Raw genomic sequence first — 17,363 nt, forward strand, 5'->3', positions numbered from 1 at the left:
CTATTCGCCCCCCGGCAGGCCGAGTTCTTCCTGGTTGATCGGTGCTCCGGGAGTGGGATCGAGATCGAGCAGCCCTGGCACCGGGTCGTCGTCGAGAATGCCGTTGTCGAGATCGCGCAGAATAGGGGCCGCAGGCTCGGGCTCTTCTAAAAATATGGCCGACAGCACCGATGCCAGGGTGGGAGCCATAGCGATGCGATTTTGATACACCATAATCACCCGGGTGAGGGCAGGGAGCTGGTTTTGCTCGGCCACCAGGTACAGGGGCTCGACATAGATCAGCGATCGCTCGATCGGAATCACCAGCAGGTTGCCCTGCTGCGCCCGCGATCCCTGGGTATCCCACAGGGAAATGCGCTGGGAAATTTCGGGGTCCTGGTTGATGCGGGCCTCGATCTGCTCAGGGCCAAACACCAGTTCTTGCTTGGGGAAGCGGTAGAGTAGCCGCAGGCCGTAGCGATCGCCATCCGATCTAGCCGCTAGCCAGGCAATTAGATTGTTGCGCTGGGCCGGGGTAAACAGCCGCAGCAAGATAAACTCCTCAGTGGTTTCTTCGGGCAGCCGCATAATTAGGTAGTAGGGTTCTACCCGCTGGGTCTCGCTGGCATAGATCTCGGTGGGGGCGCGCCACTGGTCTTCTCGGTTGTAGAACACCTGGGGGTCGGTCATGTGATAGGTCATCAGCGACTCAGCCTGCACCGAGAACAGGTCTTGGGGGTAGCGAATGTGGTCGCGCAGGCTGGGGGGCATGGCCTCTAGGGGTTCAAACATGTTGGGCAACAGCCGACTCCAGGTTTGAATGATTGGGTCGTTGGGTTCGGCGACAAAGAAACTAACTGACCCGTTAAAGGCATCGACCACCACCTTGACCGAATTGCGAATGTAGTTGAAATCATTTTCGCCGGGGTCGGAGTAGGGGTAGCGACCGCTGACGGTGTAGGCGTCGATAATCCAGTAGAGGTAGTTTTCGCCGGTCTGAAAGTTAAAATTTTCGTCAATGAAGTTGGGGTCGCGATCGCGAAACGTATCAAAGTCAACGCTGGTGGGAGCACGGCTGCCGTGGCGAGGGCCGGTGCCCCACTGGCTAGAGGCATCGCCAATATCGACCGTGACCAGGTAGGGGTCGGTGTCAAAGCGCAGAAAGGGTGCGATCGCCCGCACGCGATCGGCAATGTTGCGGCGATACAGCAGCCGGGTATCGTCGGTAAAGTCTTCGGTAAACAGCATGCGCCAGTCGAACAGGTGGCGGGCAAACAGCAGCCGCCGCCAGAGGCTATCTAAACGAATGCCGCCCCGGCCCAGATAGGTGGTGTAGATATTCTCATTGCCGCTGGGAAAGTCTAGCTCCAACACCTGGGTATTGGTCATGATATAGGTGTCGGTCAGTTCGCCAAAGTAGAGGCGCGGATCACCGATCGGAATGCTCTGGCGCACCTCCTCACTGCTGGGAATATTGTCGATACCGCGCACAAAGTAGGTGGGCAACCCGTCTGGGCCAGCGGTATTCACCGGGCTCATGGTGAAGCCAAAGCCGTGGGTATAGACCAGATGCTCGTTCACCCAGGTTTTAGCAATCTCGGGCACCCGCTCATAGTTCAGCTCTCGAGCCGAAATCATCACCTGGCGGCGCTCCGATCGCCGCTGCTCATTCAAAATGTTGTAGCGGTCAAAGTCGGCATCTTTAAACTCGTAGTACAGCCGAATTTGCTGAAGCTGACGGTTGGTCTCCAGCAGGGGGCGCGAGTCCCACAGGCGAATGTTCTCCAGGGTGAGGTCGTTTTCTTCTAGATCTTCAGCGCTCAGGTCACCGCTGGGGTCAAAGGGCTCCGACTCGATCGCCTCCAGGTCAAAGGCCGAGCGCGTGAGCGCAATAGAGTTGGTAATGTAGGGCCGCTCGCGCTGTAGCTCATTGGGCTGCACCACCAGCCGCTGCACCACCATCGGAGCCAGCACCAGCCCTAGCACCGTCAGCACCAGGTAGCCGCACACCCCTTTGACCAGCAGGCTAGTGCGGCCAAACCCCGCCCACCAGCCCAGGGGTGTTCCCTGCACCTGCGCCCGCGCCGATTTTCGCATTGGGTTGATGTAGCTCGGTGTTCCCAGCCGCCCCCGCAGCAAAAAGACCAGGCCCAACACCAGGGTAAGAATGGCCAGTGCCCAGTTGGCGGGCAGCAGCACGTGAATGTGGGTATAGCCCGCCCCATACACCACCCCCTCGCGGGAGTAGAGCACTTCGTAGCGGCCCAGCCAGTGGCTAAAGCTGGTGGCCAAAAACAGCAGCCCGGCCAGGGTATAGAGATGCTGCTGCTGCTGCGACGAAAAGCCATAAAACCGACCCTGACTGAGGGTGTTGTGGGCTAAGAGGTAAACCAGATAAACACTAACCAGAGTAAAAAATAGGGTACCCACCACCCAAAACTCCAGCAGGTGCAGCACCGGCAGGCGAAAGATGTAGAAGGCAATGTCGCGGTTAAAGATCGGTTCGACCTGGTCGTAGGGCACGGGGTTGAGGGCCAGCAGCACCGAGGGCCACTGGTTGGCCAACACCAGCCCATAGCCCAGGCTCATAAACACCGCCGCCAACCGCCCCAGCTGCCGGGGATAAATCAAAAACGCCACGGTGCTGATCCCCAGGGCCACGATCAGCCAGGGCTGGGTAATAAAAATTTGGCTGATTACCGTAAACAGCTGGAGCTTGGGCCACAGGGGCAGCGGCGCACTGGTGTCGTAGAGGGTAGTGGACTGTTGCCAAAAGTCTCCGGCAATCTGGCCCTGGTAAATCAGCTGCACACCGACTAAAAAGCTCAGGGTAGTGCCCACCAGCAGCAGCCCACTCAGCCCCAAACTGCGCACTCGGGAAGCGCGATCGCTCGGGATCTCTAAAGGCTTGGCGCGATCGGCAAGGGTGAGGTTGCCCCAGGTAAACAGTAGAGTCGAGAAAATGGGAATTAGACCGAGCACCAGCTGCGACCCCAGCCGCACCCAGAACACATCTAGATAGTTAACCTCGACAAACCAGAGACGCTCGGCCTGAAGGTTAACGATCGCATCGAAAAAGAGCAGGGTGAACAGCCCCAGCCCCATGGCCAGCCACCCCCACCGGGGCACACCCCACTGAGACAGACCCCAGTGAGACAGATTCTTTGCGATCGCCTTGTTTACCATGGCCCTACGGCTAGACAGCTACCCCAGCAATGCCTAGATTGTAGCGCCGCCGCGCTGAGGCACTAGGACAGGCAGTTGTGAAAGTGAGAGCAGGGTGGCAATGCCTAACGGTTCGGGTCAGTGGTTGCCAGAATCTTTGCATCCTACGCCTCTCATCAACCGAAACTCTTCCAAATCATGATGTTTTCCTCTTTAAAAACCACACCAGAGCTGATCTAAGGGAGTATGCCTATTCCTGTATAAAAAACAACTAGCAAACGATAAATGACAAGCCTCAAATAATAAATGTAAGATCCAGCTTGGGAACCAGTTTGGGATAGATGATAGTTATGCGACTACCCATTGGCAAACTCATCGTCAGCCTTGGCGTTGTCCTGGCAGTCGGAACGCTACCAGCCCAGGCACAAGTTTCAGAACGTCAAGTTGCAGCATTGGTCGAGGCGCTTCGTCAAGCAGCTCCTCAAACAGGACGTGCCGATGACGGGCTCTATAGTGACTGGCAGATTATGCCAGGAAACATTCCCCGGTGGTCAAGGTCATGCATTGGTCGAGAGCTTTCACCGACCGAGTTTGAGGCTAGCCCAGACGTCGCCCGTTCGGTTGTGACCTGTGTGATGCGAGATGTGCTGAAAGAGGAATATGGCGCTAGCAATAACAATGAAATACTAGCGGTGCGACGATCCGCTGCCTGGTGGATGCGGGGTGACCCGTCTCAGTACAACAGTTCTGAAATCGCAGAATACATTCAGAGGGTCGTGACGGCCTATCAGGGGCAGCAAGGGACAGCAGCGGCGGCGACTGCGCCTCAATCCTCTCCGCCTTCGGTGCAACAACCGCCCCAGTCATCCGAGTTTGATCGCTATATGGCGGCAGGCTATGAGGCCACCGAGCAACGTGATTATGCAACCGCGCTGCTCTATTTTCAACGGGCATTAGACGAACGTCCTAATAATTCCTATGCCCAGCAAGCCATCCAAAATGTTGAGCAGTATCGCACGCGCACTCCTGAAGATACGTCTGTTAGTCAACCTGAGCCCAATTCCCAGTAACTTATGAAAACTTTGCTTGTTGGTTTGGCCGCGATCGTTTCTGCTGTCAGTGCTTCTGGTGCGCTGGCTCAGTCTGCTCCAGTAGAGTGGGTTGAGGTGACGCGCAATGCTGTGGGCGATCGCTTTCTGGTAGAGCGTAACTCCATTCAATTTAGGGCTGGAGCTGTTTGGTACTGGGAACATCGCGACTTCCCTGAACCGAACAATGCCTTTGTCGGGGTTGAGCTGGATCAACCCGTTCATAGTGCCATGCTGTATCGCTCTGTCGATTGTGCAGGCGGTGTTTCTCGGCTTAGGCAAATCATTGCTCGTGATAAAGATGGGCAGGAGATTCAGCGCATTAACTATGGGGATGCTGGTCAATTGACACAACCTCAGGCAGGCAGTAGCGCAGCAGCTGTCTTGCGCTTTGTCTGTGACCAACCCCAGGCAGCCCCCCCTGCATCTTCATGAGGGCGCTAGAGTGCCGCCCAATCGGAATCAAGGGTGACCCAGTAGATGTCGCCGCAGTTAATCAACAGGGTTGTTCGGCCCTTTAGTGAAGAAGCCCCTCAAGCGACCTCGGATGATCATCGAATCGTCTAACGTTCGCGCTCACAGAATGCAGATGACCTTTGCAACCGAACCAGTGTCTTGAGACGTTCCGGTGCAGCCCGGTTGTTCGGCGACTTTTAGGAAATTTAATCTGGTGCTGTTCGCTTTGAAAACCAAGCGTGAATGAAAAGGGTTTGGAAGAACAATACCGGAGTATCGAAGCCACCCGCTGTGATTATTGCTTCGACTTCAGATGGTGTTGAAGTCGTGATGTGTAGATTCCAGCCAGCGCGCATCTTTTCGATGTCTTCCTCACTCCAGCCGGAGCCTCGCATTCGCAGCCAAACTTCAATTAAGCTCCGATAAACCGGAGGCGACATACCCAGAACCAAATCGGCATTGATCAAAACTCCACCAGGGTGAAGGCGTTGCGCAATTTGCCCGAAAAAGTGGCTCCGCTCTTCCGCTTGCTTTAAGAACTGAGAGACCAATAGGCAAGTCGCTGCATCGAACAGGTCAGATACGGGAAGTGAATCGAGATAACCTTCGTGGAACGTGCAACGTGGGGCGATGCCGCTTTCTTCGGCTTTTCGACGACAAATATCCAACATCGCAGGCGCAGGCTCGACAGCGGTGAACTGCCATTGTGGAAAGGCTTGCGCCAGAGCGATCATTTCCGTTCCGGTTCCTGCACCGACGCACAGAATCCGTGCATCAGCCGGAAGTTCTGAGAAAATCAGGCACATTAACGAGAAGAGCGCCTCGCGCCCCACCAAAAGAGCAGTTTGATGGTCGTAGCAAGCAGCAGCTTTTTGGTCAAATAAAATGGGTGGCTGTTGATTTTGCATGATGAACGCGAATGGGGCGGCGATTCATCATTTTACAGGTTGAATGTTGCGATAACATCTAAGCCGCGCGCAGCCGCCAATGTTCCCGCTCACCGGACGCAGATAACTTTTGCATCTTACCGACAATTTGAGTTCGTTCCGGTGCAGCGGGGTTGTTAGCCTGTTCAAAATGGTAGTTGCAAACTTCGTAGCTACTTTAAGTGCGAAGCTTTGAAGAACGTTGCCACAGATAGAAAAACAGAGCTACAAATAAAAGAGTAGTAGCTAGAATTATATGTCCTTGAATAAAGTTGGCTACAATAAATAAAGAGATGAGCATATAAAACGCAATTGAGAAAGATAGTAGTACATCAGAAGTTGAGTTTGAGTTTTCAGATAAAGAATTAATCGTTGATTGCTCTATATCTCTTAAAGAAGATTTTCTTGAACCTGATTTAGGGTCTGGAATGCTAGGGATTCTAAACTGTGGAACTAATGGATCACTGTGCTGAAAAACATACTGGCTACTTACAGAATCACAATGCTTTTCTTCATCTTTAATTCCCATTTCCTGAAATAAATCTTTTGCTTTCTGAATTGTTAAAAGCGCATTAAATCCATCTCCGGGCTTTGCCAATGAAATTGTTTGAAGGAGATAAGACATAGCTTCATGATGCTTGTATTCTGTCTGTTTTGCAACCTCTATAGCTTGTTGATAAACTCTCTTTGCTTCCTCGAACTGCTGCATGAAGTCATAGGTGATTCCCAGATCGCATAAGATCCAAATCACGTTTCTTAATTGGGTGCTTTCATATGCAATGTCGAGAGCCTGGTTATATAGAATTATTGCATCCTTGTACTCCTTCAATGATCGATAAGCATTGGCATGATGCATTAGAGTCCATGAAAGCCCTTTACGATCATTGATTTTATATAGGATTTCGAGGGCTTGTTTGTAATACTGAATTGCTTCTTGATATTTATTACAAGCTTGGCAAATGCGACCTAAATCAGTTACGACCATTGCCTCCTGTCTTTGGAGACCAATATCTTTAGCAAGTTCTAAGGCTTTATTGTAAAAATCTATAGCATCTGTATATTTTTCTTGAACCAGCTTGATGAAACCAAGACCAAATAAAGCATCATATTGATACCTTTTATTTCCAGCAGTTATTGCCAGTAGTAAAAGTTCTTGATGAACTCTTATGGCTTGTTCATATTCATGTTGCCATTTGTAGGAAACTCCTAAAGCAATAACAATAGACAGTTCTGTTTTCCTGTCCTTTTGAGTTTTTATTCCAGCGGAACGATGACGCTTTAACGCTCGTTCATATGCGTCAATTGATTCATTGTATTGACCACGTTCAAAATAAGCATGCCCAAGACCTGAAAGCGTATCAACTTCTATATAACGATCCCCTAGTTCTTCTGCAATTTTTAGCGAATATTGATAATGAGAAATTGCTTGATCAAAACTTCCAGGTTTATTGTAATAATCTCCTAGCCCCTTCACGGCTAATGCTTCATGTTGCCTTTCTCTAATAATTCGAGAAATTTTAATTGCTTGGTTGTAGCAGTATACGGATGACTCTGCTTGAGCCACATCATGGAGGATACTACCAAGTCTATTCCAAACCGTACATAGCTCCTTCTGATACGATCCATTGTTTCTCAAAGCCTCTAAAAGAGCTTCGTACATATTGAATGCTTGTACAGTGTAACCTCTTAAATCTAAAAAATTTACGATATTCTCTACAGTGCTAAAAGCATCTAAATAATTTTCAACTTCATACTGATGGTAAAACAATTCTAGATTAGCCCTAATATCTTCAATATCAGACCACGGTTCGGGATTAAGTTTTTTGTTGTAATATCTTATCGCTGCTTGGTGATCTGTTAGTTGTATGCCAGAAATGCTTTTAAGATACCTTTGAATTGAAGGTTGAATATGATAAAACCCCTGCTCTTTAATTATTAGAGAGCGTTGTACAAGAGCTTCTAAAACTTTGAGTGCTTGAATGGGTTTTGTTTCAGAGGTTATTTCTTTTACTGCATCTCCAGAAAAGGGTAGACGATATACATTTAAGGAAACAAGGCTAGAGCGGCACTCTTGGGTTAATTTTTCTAAGTGACACTCTAAAACTCTTTCTAAACAGGTTTGTTGACCTCGATGTTCATCTGAAGCTTCCTTAAGAATTTTAGGAAATGTTATTAAACCTGCCTGTTTTGCACGAGTTAAAATATTGTCATTTCCACAGTATAAACGTATATAACTCGCTGCCAATCGTAGGGCTAAGGGATGACCATCTAACAATTCAGATATAGTTTCGAGAGCTGATTGGTCAGCCTCAGATTTTATTATGCTATTTCCTAACCTCAAGGATAAAAAACTAGCACCATCTATTTTGGGAAACCCTTTCAATGCAAGCCAATCTTCATACTGAAGAGAAGTCGGAATTTCTTGGCTTGTGAGAAGAATAACGCTATTCTTCCCCTGCTCCTTCCAGCAACTGAAAAATTGCCGATACCCATCATCTTTCCATGCCTGGTTATCTAGAAAGACTTCTAAATTATCAACAACAATCAGATAGCGATATTGATTCAAACAACTGATTAGCTTGTCAACTTGCTCGATGATAGAAAGCTCTAAAAACTCTTCTAAAGATTCATTCGTCAAGGTCTTTAAAACTTGCTCTGCAAAAATTGAGAACTCAGGAGCCTGCCTAACATCTGCCCAAAGCTGATTGTGAAATCGTAAATGTGCATACTTTTCCTGCGAAAATTGCTCAGAACTATTATTTGTCTGAGATATTTTTTTGATAGCAGTGTAAAAATATGCAGCTAACCAAGATTTTCCAATTCCTCCAATACCCTGAACTCCAATTATCCTCAGTTGTCTGTTATGAAACTTCTTATGAATAAATGATTCATGTTCACGACGAGACTGCCACTGAGCTAAGTTCGGTGGATTTGTAATAATTCCATTGATACGGGTATTTTTCTTGGTCGGTGCCCCTCCCGACGACTCTAGTCAAATATTGATTGTGTTTTGTTGATTAAGGATTAAGCCTTGGTTTAGGACTCCAATTTTTTCTGCTACCTTAGCTAAATTCACAACAGCACCTGGCTGATTTTGTAGTGTATTAGCAATCGCTTGTGTTGCTTCTTGAATTTCAGAATCATTTCTTGCCAGATCTTCTACTTTCTGAATTAAAACAGCAGTTCCAAAGTTTTCTGGTTGCTGCTCTGCTAAGTTAGGCTGCTGAGAAACTTTCTCAATAGCAGTTGCAGTATTTGGGTCTTTTCGTCTCAAAGAAGCTAGAAATTGGCTGACCAACTTCCATGTACTGTCGCTGAGCTTTTCACCCGTTTTCTCTAAGGCTTTTGTAGCGACCAAAACAGCGATCGCCCCTGCTGACAAACTTACTGGATCAGTCATAGCTTACTTCTCAATATGATCAAGATTTTCTTCGTTATAGCTTCTTCTCAGTAGGAGGCTGTAATCCAGATCACCTCCATCATAGATTTTTACTATGTAGTCTAAGAATACAAAGCACGTCCCACCCTAGAGTCAGAACAGGCTAACGGTGAAGTTGTGCGGCGGCAGACAACACCGCACAAACACAGGTAGCCTCTGTACCGTCCGCACCAACATAGTGTTAGACAGTCAATCACCAAAACATATATTATAAAAAACAGTTCACTACCAATAGGAAAAGCTTAAACTGCTATCAAGAGTTATCAGATTCATTACGCTCTTCAAATCGAGCCATAAGCTCCCAATATTTGTGAAGGTTGTCCGGCTCTAGCAAATGCTTTAAAGATTTTTCGGCTTCTCTTAAGTTGTCTGATATATCATTTGATATCGGCTTAAGATCCTGTCTCCTCTCAGTTTTAGAAAATTTAAATAGATTTGTTTCATTAAGACTTAGATATGCATGAGAAACCATCCGCGCAATATGAGATAAATCGCTTGTATCTTTGCGACTTCTAAGCAAATAAGAATTATTGATTTCTGTAATAAAAAGATTGGCAAGTCTTTGCTTCAGCCTTCCAACATCCTGAATTTCGTCTTTTGCGTTCTTAAAGAGATACGTCAAATATGCAATCCAGTGCTTCTCATTCCTTATAATATTTTTCAAGTTAGTTTCAATAATGCTGTAAAGATCTCTAAGTGATGACATTACTCTGTAAAACCCTGGTGCATCCACTTGATATCGAGCCAAATCAGAGCTAATCATTACCGTCAAGTCATCAAACAAAGATACGGTATCAGAATGGATCGGTGTACTTATAAAAGGAAACCTTTCAACAATATAAGCTTTTAACTCTTCTTCTGTAGCTGTATCGGATTTGAAGAAATCATTCAGAATATCTAACAGTGGCAACTCTAAATCTCTTGAGTGAATAACACAGTTTACAACTTCATTAGCAAGCTCATAATTCACCAAGGCCTCTAGTCTTGAACACCTTTCTTGATTTAATAAAATACTTGTTCTCAAATTATTTACATACTCATCACGCTTTGACATTTGATAGAGGCGATAGCTTGCCAAAATAGATGCGGCTGATATGCCCACGCCCAAGGCAGTTGCGAACTGAGTCACAAGTTCCCAGGTCAAAATAAACTTCTGTTGCTGAGGCGGTAAATAAGTTGAAGGAGATTGAGCGGATGCAGAGATATTGCTTGAGCTTGCACCACCGAAAACCGCAAGAAAAAAGAGAACAATCAAAATTCTTTTGCTGGTATTAAGCATAACGTTACTCCGAACCCTACTTTGTAACGCTTGAAATTAATAACGATGCTAATCCTAATGAGATATAAAAACAAGCCGTTTAAAATTATCGTAACGTTGAGATCGTGTTACGTCTGCGAGTACAGTCTGTCTAACAAGTTATTGGACTGATCTAATCTGCCTATATCCCCACTACGGAGTAGATAGGCAGATTGTCTGCTGCATAATCACCCCTGGAGGGTAGATAGGCGGCGAATAATCTGCATATTAATCCTCTCAGGGGTAGATAGGTAGACAAGATCAGCATATCTTCCGGCCCCCCTGAAGTTCACACGTACTATAGTGTTTTAATTGATACCTATGTACGGAGTCTGCCATGGAACCGCCTCGTCCCAAGAAGCTGCTAGACCAGGTCCGAGATGCCTTGAGGCTCAAGCATTACTCCTACCGGACGGAGCAAACCTATATCTACTGGATTCGCCGCTACATCTTGTTCCACAACAAACGTCACCCACAGGAGATGGGTACAGCAGAAGTTACTCAGTTTCTAACCCATCTGGCGGTGCAAGAACAGGTGGCAGCATCCACTCAGAACCAGGCATTGAGCGCCATTGTATTTCTCTATCGGGTAGTTTTAGAAAAGGAACTGTTGGGGATCAATGCGGTTCGAGCAAAGCCATCGCGCTATTTGCCAACGGTGCTCACTCCACATGAAGTACAGGCTGTGCTTCAGCAACTGTAAGGAGTGCATAAACTGCTGATTCAACTGCTCTATGGCAGTGGTTTGCGGTTGAGAGAGGGGCTACAGTTGCGGGTAAAGGACGTAGATTTTGCTCAACGGCAGCTTGTCTTGCGAAATACCAAGGGAAATGAGAGCCGAGTAACGGTGCTGCCTCAAACCTTGATCCAGCCATTGCAGACTCACTTAGAGCAGGGCGTAGTCCGCTGGATGGCTAGCCCACCTGGCGTTCTCGTTGGCTCCACGGTTGACGGGGAGCTTTTGTAACAGTATTCTCTTTCCTTAAGCCGTTCAGCAGAACGGTGGCCACGCAGAACTCGAAAATCTTAGCGCTGCCCGCAGGTGCTCGCAACACCTACGAACAGCTAACCCCGCAAATCTCCGAAGCAGATTGCGAGGCTAGGCCCATGGTACCCTAGCCCCCTCAGTTTGCATCTCAACTGCGGGTGGCTAGGGTTTTCGCGTTCTGTCTTCCTACACCACAACCGGAGACAGAACCGATGTTTGAATACCTCGAACCAGAGGCCAGCGACGACCAGGGGACTCAAGGAACCGGGTCCCTACCGCTTTCATCAGAGATTGGAGGCCAAGGCAAAGGGAGCCGGTCCCTACCCCGGTCCTTAAACCCCGAGAAAGTGCGCCATCTGCTCTACGGCAGCCGCGCAGCCATAGATCGCACCATCAAAATCCTCCACGCCTACGGCTACACCGACCCCAACGACTGGAGCGATCCTATCCCCGTGCCCCCGTCGTCTGGCCCAGTCGCTGACGCCGCTTCCCCAGCGGGCATCACCTGGATGGTCATTCTGACCAAAACCATCCTGCTAGAGTGACCTCACCGAGATAACACCGTCCCCTCCTTAGGAGGGGTGCCCGGAGGGCGGGGTGGGTCAAACCGATGCAAAGGTCAATCCCATCCCCATCCGGTGCCACTGCTGGGCAAAGATGAGCGCGCTTTTTACCCCGAGGGTGCTTTGGCCCAGGCAAGCTAAAGGTGTAGAGCGATTCTCGTTCCGAGACATTGCATGAACGCACCTCAGCACGTCCGATTCTCAAAATCGCACTGAAAGATAAACGGCTCCTGCCAGTGCAGCGGAATTTCGAGCAGGTCGCGCGTGCCGGTAATGCCCTGGCTGATAAACAGCAGCACCGCCACCGTATTGAGCACCGCGTGGGTTAGCCGCCAGCGCTTTGACTTGTAGATTTCAGGCAGGGTGGCAAGGGCAAAAATCATCAGCATGGCCGCCGCCATACCCAGATAAAAGTGCGATACATACCACTCAAAGCCGCGCCGCCACACCCCCGGCTGCATGCCCAACAGCCACAGCCCCATGCCTGTGAGGCTAGCAAAGACCCCTCGCCATAGCGCTGTCGCTGCCCGGTACAGCATCACCAGACTGACGATCGTGAGGCCAAACATGGCCAACACAAAAATTCCCCGAAAGGGGTCTTCGGCCCAGGCATTTTCGCGAGCGATGGTCTTAAAGATGGGGTGGGCTAACCCCAGCAGCACCAGCCCTACCACCGACCCCGACAGCCATTGCCCCACCCGCACATGCTCTTTGCCCACCACCGGCGAAATTGTGGTTTTGACTTGGTTGACCACGGCCAACCGCCGCTGGCGGGTTTGCACAGCAAAGTAAACAGCAATGCCAATTAGCGGCATTACAACGGTGACGGCTAAAACCGGGTGCAGCAGTCTCAGCAAATCGGGGGCATCTAGCATCAGAGGTCCTCAGGAGAAACGCGCTTGGGGCAGAATTGTCCTTACTTTAAGCCACCGGCCCAATTCACGCCGTGATCCGCTTAACAGTCGTGGCGTTCATCGGTTTTGGTTGGGTGCCTTGGCTGGTTCTACCGTAGCGATCGCCCTAGGTCCAAAGATTAAAGCGAGATAAATGTTGCTCCAGGGCCTTGGGCAACTGTTTGGCAAGGTCGCCCTTGGTCTTAAAGCTCAATCGGTTTTGGGCGGGCAGGTCAAAGGGGTACTGGCCAATAATGTCGGGGCGCTCCATCTGGGCCAGCAAAATTTGCTCGGCGGGCTTGGCCTGTAGGGCGTAGCCCATCTCCACGCACACGTTAGGGCTGGGCACCAGCAGGGTGGTGTTGCCCTCCACCGAGGTAATGGGGGTACCATCGGCCACAAACAGCAGTGCCTTGCGAATTTTGCGGGTCAGGGCGCTGTTTAGCCGGGCTGGGCCGTCGCTGAGGCGGTTCGATACCTCCAGCGTGAGGGCAACCCGCGATGTTTTGTTCAAGTTCTCGATCGCATCGGTCAGCGCCTGGTGCAGCACCGCCGCCGACTCGCCATACTCCTGCTGGTAGCAGAAGTAGATCGTCGGCTCCAGGTGGGCCATCACCTCCAGCTTGGTGAAGTAGATCTCGTGGCTGATCAGGTCGATGTTGGCGATGCCATAGCCGCCGCTGCCTTCAATGTAAAACTCCACCGTTTCGCCATCGAGGTAGCGCTGAAACCAGGCCGATTGCTTCACGTCGGCACTGTCGTCTAAAAAGTCGGCCCGCAGCGCTGACTTGAGCAGGCTATTTTTGCTCAGCCGCAGGTCATGGGGGCGCTTTTCCAGATCTCGCACCGGCTCATAGGCTTCAAGATACCAGGCTTTGAGGGCAATAATGGCCATAGCGTGTCATCCTCTGGGGCTGTAGGCTGGCTTTTAGGGGCCAGGCTTTAACGATCGGGCGCGAGTCCGAAATTATCGCTTGATTTTAAGGCCAGATAGCGATTCAGGCAGAAACAAAGCCGAAAGAAATCATGCTCCGCAGCCTACCTGAACACTGATTTAATTGTAGCGCTTCCCTTGCATTTATAGTACATACGATCTACCATTCCCACGGGGCAACAGACTTCGTTAGGCTAGTCTGAACTGCTCCACTCCCTTGCCCCAAAGGATACTCGCCATGATCGATTTGTACTACTGGACAACGCCCAACGGCCACAAAATCACTATCTTTCTCGAAGAAGCCGACATAGACTACACCATCCAGCCGATTCACATCGGTAAGGGCGAGCAGTTCGCCCCCGAGTTTCTTAAGATCGCCCCCAACAACCGCATTCCCGCCATCGTCGACCACGCGCCGGCCGACGGTGGCGACCCCATCAGCCTGTTTGAGTCGGGAGCCATTTTGCAGTATCTGGGCGAGAAGACCGGACAGTTTCTGCCCCAGGGGCTGCGCGATCGCGCCAACGTCATGCAGTGGCTATTCTGGCAGATGGGCGGGCTGGGGCCAATGCTGGGCCAAAACCACCACTTCGGTAGCTACGCCCCCGAAAAAATTCCCTACGCCATCAACCGCTACGTCAAAGAAACCGAGCGGCTCTATGGCGTGCTCAACACCCAGCTTGAAGGTCAGGAGTTTATCGCAGGCGACTACTCGATCGCTGATATGGCCTGCTATCCCTGGATTGTGCCCTACCAAACCCAGCAGCAAAACCTGGAGGATTTTCCCCACCTGAAGCGCTGGTTCGAGGCGATCCAGGCGCGACCAGCGGTGCAGCGGGCCTACGAAGTGGCCCAAACCATTAGCTCCGAATCAACCATGACCGAGGAGGCGAAAAAGATCTTGTTTGGCCAGGGCAGACGGTAGAGGGAAAGCGGGAAAGTTTTGAATGTTGAGTTTTGAATTTAGACTCTCAACTCAACATTGAACATTCAAACTTTCCCAGTCTCTAGTTTTTCTAAGCCAGCACCCCATTCAAAAAGATATCCGTCAAACACTCCGCCAAGTCTTTCATCGCTTGGGGTGAGGCGGCTTCGTCGCCGAGAGTGTCTTGGCTAAACCCAGCCACTGTAAACATGCCCAGAAAGACTCGCGCCACCATGCGGGCATTCATCGGGCGATAGACGCCGCGATCCATGGCGGTTTGAAAGAAGGCTTCGGCAACATCGATCATTTTGCCGATCACTTCAGTCTGAATTTGCTCGCGCAGCTCGGGGTGAAACTGCGCCTCCATAAAGCACACCCGCATCAGAGCCGAGTTTTTTTGCAGGTTGAGCATACGCCGCTGCATCACCTGGCCGATCGCCTTGTAGCTGGCCATTTCGCTCAGCTCGGTGAGCAGGTCAGTCAGAATTTCGACCCAGCCCTGGCTGGCCACCGCCACGAGAATAGCTTTCTTATTTTCAAAATGGCGAAACAGGGTGCCCTCAGCCACCCCCGCCGCCTGGGCCAGTTCGCGGGTCGTGGTGCCTCCGTAGCCCCGTTTGGCAAAGAGTTTGAGGGCCGCTTGCAAAATCTTGGTTTCCGTATCGGTTTCCGCAGGGGCGGTCTTAAAGAATGGCACCATTACAAAAACCCTCTAGAAAGCACAGATTGGCTTCTTTGGCCCATTGTGCCCCCATTGCCCTAAAGCCTGGGGCGGGGTTCACATAACCTCATAAAACCTGAGATAACTACTCTTAAGGAGGGGCAACGGTTCTTAGATAGTTACTTGATCAAGAAACGATGACCGATAAAATTGGCAAAAAGGTGAAGGCTCACGGTATAGGCATACCCCTTGAGCCCTCACCTTTCTGACCCAACCTGGCAAAAGCAAGGGGGTAGTTGTCAGCCTAAGGCGACTTCTGAAAAACTTTACCTCCAATGGTGGGCACTGCCCACCCTACGATAGCGACAGTCACCGGATAAAACAGAGATCTTTTTTCTAGAAATCTCCTAGGACGCAGACTCTGCGATCGCCAAAGTCTGTTTGACAATCTCGTCGCTGATCTTCCGTTGCAGCGCAGTATCGTCGGCAGATTGCTCCAAAATGCCATTGAACGTTTCAATGGCCAAACCGTCGGCCTCGATCGCTTTCTCCATTTCGCCTTCGGTGCTCTGGCGAATAGCGATAATGCGCTCTACCGCCGCTTCAAACTGTTTGGTTTCTTGTTTAGAAATTTTGGCTTTTGCGGCCACCTTAGCGATGTCATCGGGGCTTTGGGCACCGCCATCGAGCTGGGTTTCAGCGATCGCATTAAATCGGTCAATGGTTAGCCCTTCGGCCTCTACAGCCTGGGCCATCTCTTGTTCCGCCCGCAGGCGCAAACCCTGAACTTCTTGATAGGCCTTGGCAAAGGTAGTAATGTCGTCGTCGCTAATGACCATCTGGGTCGCCGTTTCGGCCACTTCAACCCCGTCTGCCTGGGCAATGAGGGGCGATGACGAGTTAGCCCACGCCGTCCCTGGCACCAGCCACACCAGCATCATTAGTAGAGCGGCAACACAATATCTCACCATAGCGGGTCTCCTAATTACGCGAAACGTCAGCTTGGATACTCTTCCCTAGCCTAGCCCTTTGTTAACACATCGGCATGGTGGCGCAAATGGTCGGCCATAAAGGAAGCGATAAAAAAGTAGCTGTGATCGTAGTCTGGCTGCATACGCAGAATTAACGGCTGGCCCGCTTTTTCACAGGCTTCTGCAAACACGTCGGGCAGCAGCTGGTTCTGCTTTAAGAAGGGGTCGGCGGTGCCCTGGTCGATCAAAATAGTGCGGTCTTTCTGAGCCTGCTCCTTTACCAATTCGGTGGCATCGTAGGCCTTCCAGCGCTCGGTGTCTGTACCCAGATAGCCTGTGAACGCCTTTTGGCCCCAGGGGCACTGGGAGGGGGCAGCGATCGGCGCAAAAGCCGAGATCGACTTGAACAGGTCAGGGTTGCGTAGGCCGCAGACCAGCGCCCCGTGGCCCCCCATCGAGTGACCCAAAATACCCATGCGATCGCGCCGCACCGCAAACTCCTGAGCAATCAGCTCGGGCAGCTCGTTCACCACATAACTGTACAGGTTGTAGTGGGTGCTCCAAGGCGACTCCGTAGCATCCACGTAAAATCCGGCCCCAACACCAAAATCCCAGGCCTCGGCCTCATCGGGGATACTCTCACCGCGAGGGCTGGTGTCGGGGGCCACCAGCATCAGCCCTTGCTCGGCGGCATAGCGCTGCGCCCCGGCCTTACTGGTGAAATTGTCCTCGGTGCAGGTCAGCCCCGACAGGTAGAACAGCACCGGCACCGGGCCAGCCTCTGCCTGGGGTGGCACAAACACCGCAAAGCGCATGTCGCAATTACAAGTAGTAGACGGGTGGCTGTAATAGCCCACCGTGCCGCCAAAGCAGGCGTGTTGTTTGTCGAGGGTGAGAGGCATGGGAGGCGATGGTGGAAGTTTCGGGTTACAGGTTTCGGCATCCCCTCCTCGGAGGGGCAGGGGTGGGTTAATCGGGTTTCGGGTTTCGGCAGTTTACAGTTAACGATCTACGGCTGTCGGTACACAATGCATAGTTGCCGTTTGCCTTGCACCGTAAACCTGATGCCCGACACCAA

Annotated in this window: 16 protein-coding genes; 6 read left to right on the forward strand and 10 right to left on the reverse strand. The window is 50.6% G+C overall.

Translation table 11 applies throughout. The features are described from left to right. Positions 1 to 3,165, reverse strand: coding sequence for a UPF0182 family protein (locus tag RRF56_RS06735; RefSeq protein ID WP_317036869.1), 3,165 nt, complete (start codon positions 3,163 to 3,165; stop codon positions 1 to 3). A 329-nt stretch (positions 3,166 to 3,494) separates the two neighbouring features. Here RRF56_RS06735 and RRF56_RS06740 point away from each other — a divergent pair, with 329 nt between their 5' ends. Continuing rightward, positions 3,495 to 4,214: a hypothetical protein gene (locus RRF56_RS06740; RefSeq protein WP_317036870.1), complete on the forward strand. Its 720-nt coding sequence runs from the start codon at positions 3,495 to 3,497 to the stop codon at positions 4,212 to 4,214. 3 nt (positions 4,215 to 4,217) lie between these two features. Next, positions 4,218 to 4,667 (forward strand): surface-adhesin E family protein, encoded by a 450-nt coding sequence (locus RRF56_RS06745; protein WP_317036871.1) that lies wholly within the window; start codon positions 4,218 to 4,220, stop codon positions 4,665 to 4,667. 227 nt (positions 4,668 to 4,894) lie between these two features. On the opposite strand, the gene RRF56_RS06750 is transcribed toward RRF56_RS06745, so the two are convergent. The 4 genes from RRF56_RS06750 to RRF56_RS06765 form a co-directional block, all read right to left on the reverse strand. After that, positions 4,895 to 5,596: a class I SAM-dependent methyltransferase gene (locus tag RRF56_RS06750; RefSeq protein WP_317036872.1), complete on the reverse strand. Its 702-nt coding sequence runs from the start codon at positions 5,594 to 5,596 to the stop codon at positions 4,895 to 4,897. 196 nt (positions 5,597 to 5,792) lie between these two features. Then, positions 5,793 to 8,564: a tetratricopeptide repeat protein gene (locus tag RRF56_RS06755; RefSeq protein WP_317038342.1), complete on the reverse strand. Its 2,772-nt coding sequence runs from the start codon at positions 8,562 to 8,564 to the stop codon at positions 5,793 to 5,795. Between the two features lie 42 nt (positions 8,565 to 8,606). After that, complete coding sequence (locus tag RRF56_RS06760; RefSeq protein ID WP_317036873.1) at positions 8,607 to 9,014, reverse strand: hypothetical protein; 408 nt, start codon at positions 9,012 to 9,014, stop codon at positions 8,607 to 8,609. A 292-nt stretch (positions 9,015 to 9,306) separates the two neighbouring features. After that, the gene (locus RRF56_RS06765) at positions 9,307 to 10,332 is read right to left on the reverse strand and encodes a hypothetical protein (protein ID WP_317036874.1); all 1,026 of its coding nucleotides are present in this window, start codon (positions 10,330 to 10,332) and stop codon (positions 9,307 to 9,309) included. A gap of 355 nt (positions 10,333 to 10,687) precedes the next feature. Here RRF56_RS06765 and RRF56_RS06770 point away from each other — a divergent pair, with 355 nt between their 5' ends. The 3 genes from RRF56_RS06770 (at position 10,688) to RRF56_RS06775 (ending at position 11,883) form a co-directional block, all read left to right on the forward strand. Continuing rightward, positions 10,688 to 11,053, forward strand: a complete 366-nt coding sequence (locus tag RRF56_RS06770) for a phage integrase N-terminal SAM-like domain-containing protein (protein WP_317036875.1) — start codon at positions 10,688 to 10,690, stop codon at positions 11,051 to 11,053. A gap of 3 nt (positions 11,054 to 11,056) precedes the next feature. Continuing rightward, complete coding sequence (locus RRF56_RS26380; protein ID WP_410510543.1) at positions 11,057 to 11,317, forward strand: tyrosine-type recombinase/integrase; 261 nt, start codon at positions 11,057 to 11,059, stop codon at positions 11,315 to 11,317. A gap of 233 nt (positions 11,318 to 11,550) precedes the next feature. Beyond that, the gene (locus tag RRF56_RS06775) at positions 11,551 to 11,883 is read left to right on the forward strand and encodes a hypothetical protein (protein ID WP_317036876.1); all 333 of its coding nucleotides are present in this window, start codon (positions 11,551 to 11,553) and stop codon (positions 11,881 to 11,883) included. 203 nt (positions 11,884 to 12,086) lie between these two features. On the opposite strand, the gene RRF56_RS06780 is transcribed toward RRF56_RS06775, so the two are convergent. Continuing rightward, positions 12,087 to 12,776, reverse strand: a complete 690-nt coding sequence (locus RRF56_RS06780; protein ID WP_317036877.1) for a DUF4079 domain-containing protein — start codon at positions 12,774 to 12,776, stop codon at positions 12,087 to 12,089. A gap of 145 nt (positions 12,777 to 12,921) precedes the next feature. Next, the gene (locus RRF56_RS06785; protein WP_317036878.1) at positions 12,922 to 13,689 is read right to left on the reverse strand and encodes a hypothetical protein; all 768 of its coding nucleotides are present in this window, start codon (positions 13,687 to 13,689) and stop codon (positions 12,922 to 12,924) included. A 277-nt stretch (positions 13,690 to 13,966) separates the two neighbouring features. Between RRF56_RS06785 and RRF56_RS06790 the strand changes: the two genes are divergently transcribed. Beyond that, a complete protein-coding gene (locus RRF56_RS06790) occupies positions 13,967 to 14,653 on the forward strand; it encodes a glutathione binding-like protein (RefSeq protein ID WP_317036879.1) in 687 nt (228 codons plus the stop codon). A gap of 91 nt (positions 14,654 to 14,744) precedes the next feature. On the opposite strand, the gene RRF56_RS06795 is transcribed toward RRF56_RS06790, so the two are convergent. From RRF56_RS06795 to fghA, 3 genes are all read right to left on the reverse strand, one after another. After that, positions 14,745 to 15,353, reverse strand: coding sequence for a TetR/AcrR family transcriptional regulator (locus tag RRF56_RS06795; protein ID WP_317036880.1), 609 nt, complete (start codon positions 15,351 to 15,353; stop codon positions 14,745 to 14,747). A gap of 368 nt (positions 15,354 to 15,721) precedes the next feature. Next, entirely contained in the window at positions 15,722 to 16,285 is a 564-nt protein-coding gene (locus RRF56_RS06800; protein WP_317036881.1) for a DUF4168 domain-containing protein, read from the reverse strand. A gap of 50 nt (positions 16,286 to 16,335) precedes the next feature. Next, on the reverse strand, positions 16,336 to 17,187 hold the full coding sequence (gene fghA / locus RRF56_RS06805) for an S-formylglutathione hydrolase (RefSeq protein ID WP_317036882.1): 852 nt from the start codon (positions 17,185 to 17,187) through the stop codon (positions 16,336 to 16,338). Positions 17,188 to 17,363: the final 176 nt, after the last annotated feature.

Source organism: Nodosilinea sp. E11 (assembly GCF_032813545.1).
GTDB lineage: Bacteria > Cyanobacteriota > Cyanobacteriia > Phormidesmidales > Phormidesmidaceae > Nodosilinea.

Bases quoted from the DNA above. Each gene is read 5' to 3' on its own strand.
- RRF56_RS06745 (WP_317036871.1), top strand. From the start codon at position 4,218: ATGAAAACTTTGCTTGTTGGTTTGGCCGCGATCGTTTCTGCTGTCAGT.
- RRF56_RS06785 (WP_317036878.1), bottom strand. From the start codon at position 13,689: ATGGCCATTATTGCCCTCAAAGCCTGGTATCTTGAAGCCTATGAGCCG.
- RRF56_RS06740 (WP_317036870.1), top strand. From the start codon at position 3,495: ATGCGACTACCCATTGGCAAACTCATCGTCAGCCTTGGCGTTGTCCTG.
- RRF56_RS06735 (WP_317036869.1), bottom strand. From the start codon at position 3,165: ATGGTAAACAAGGCGATCGCAAAGAATCTGTCTCACTGGGGTCTGTCT.
- RRF56_RS06760 (WP_317036873.1), bottom strand. From the start codon at position 9,014: ATGACTGATCCAGTAAGTTTGTCAGCAGGGGCGATCGCTGTTTTGGTC.
- RRF56_RS06800 (WP_317036881.1), bottom strand. From the start codon at position 16,285: ATGGTGAGATATTGTGTTGCCGCTCTACTAATGATGCTGGTGTGGCTG.
- RRF56_RS06770 (WP_317036875.1), top strand. From the start codon at position 10,688: ATGGAACCGCCTCGTCCCAAGAAGCTGCTAGACCAGGTCCGAGATGCC.
- RRF56_RS06750 (WP_317036872.1), bottom strand. From the start codon at position 5,596: ATGCAAAATCAACAGCCACCCATTTTATTTGACCAAAAAGCTGCTGCT.
- RRF56_RS06765 (WP_317036874.1), bottom strand. From the start codon at position 10,332: ATGCTTAATACCAGCAAAAGAATTTTGATTGTTCTCTTTTTTCTTGCG.
- RRF56_RS06775 (WP_317036876.1), top strand. From the start codon at position 11,551: ATGTTTGAATACCTCGAACCAGAGGCCAGCGACGACCAGGGGACTCAA.
- RRF56_RS06795 (WP_317036880.1), bottom strand. From the start codon at position 15,353: ATGGTGCCATTCTTTAAGACCGCCCCTGCGGAAACCGATACGGAAACC.
- fghA (WP_317036882.1), bottom strand. From the start codon at position 17,187: ATGCCTCTCACCCTCGACAAACAACACGCCTGCTTTGGCGGCACGGTG.
- RRF56_RS06780 (WP_317036877.1), bottom strand. From the start codon at position 12,776: ATGCTAGATGCCCCCGATTTGCTGAGACTGCTGCACCCGGTTTTAGCC.
- RRF56_RS06790 (WP_317036879.1), top strand. From the start codon at position 13,967: ATGATCGATTTGTACTACTGGACAACGCCCAACGGCCACAAAATCACT.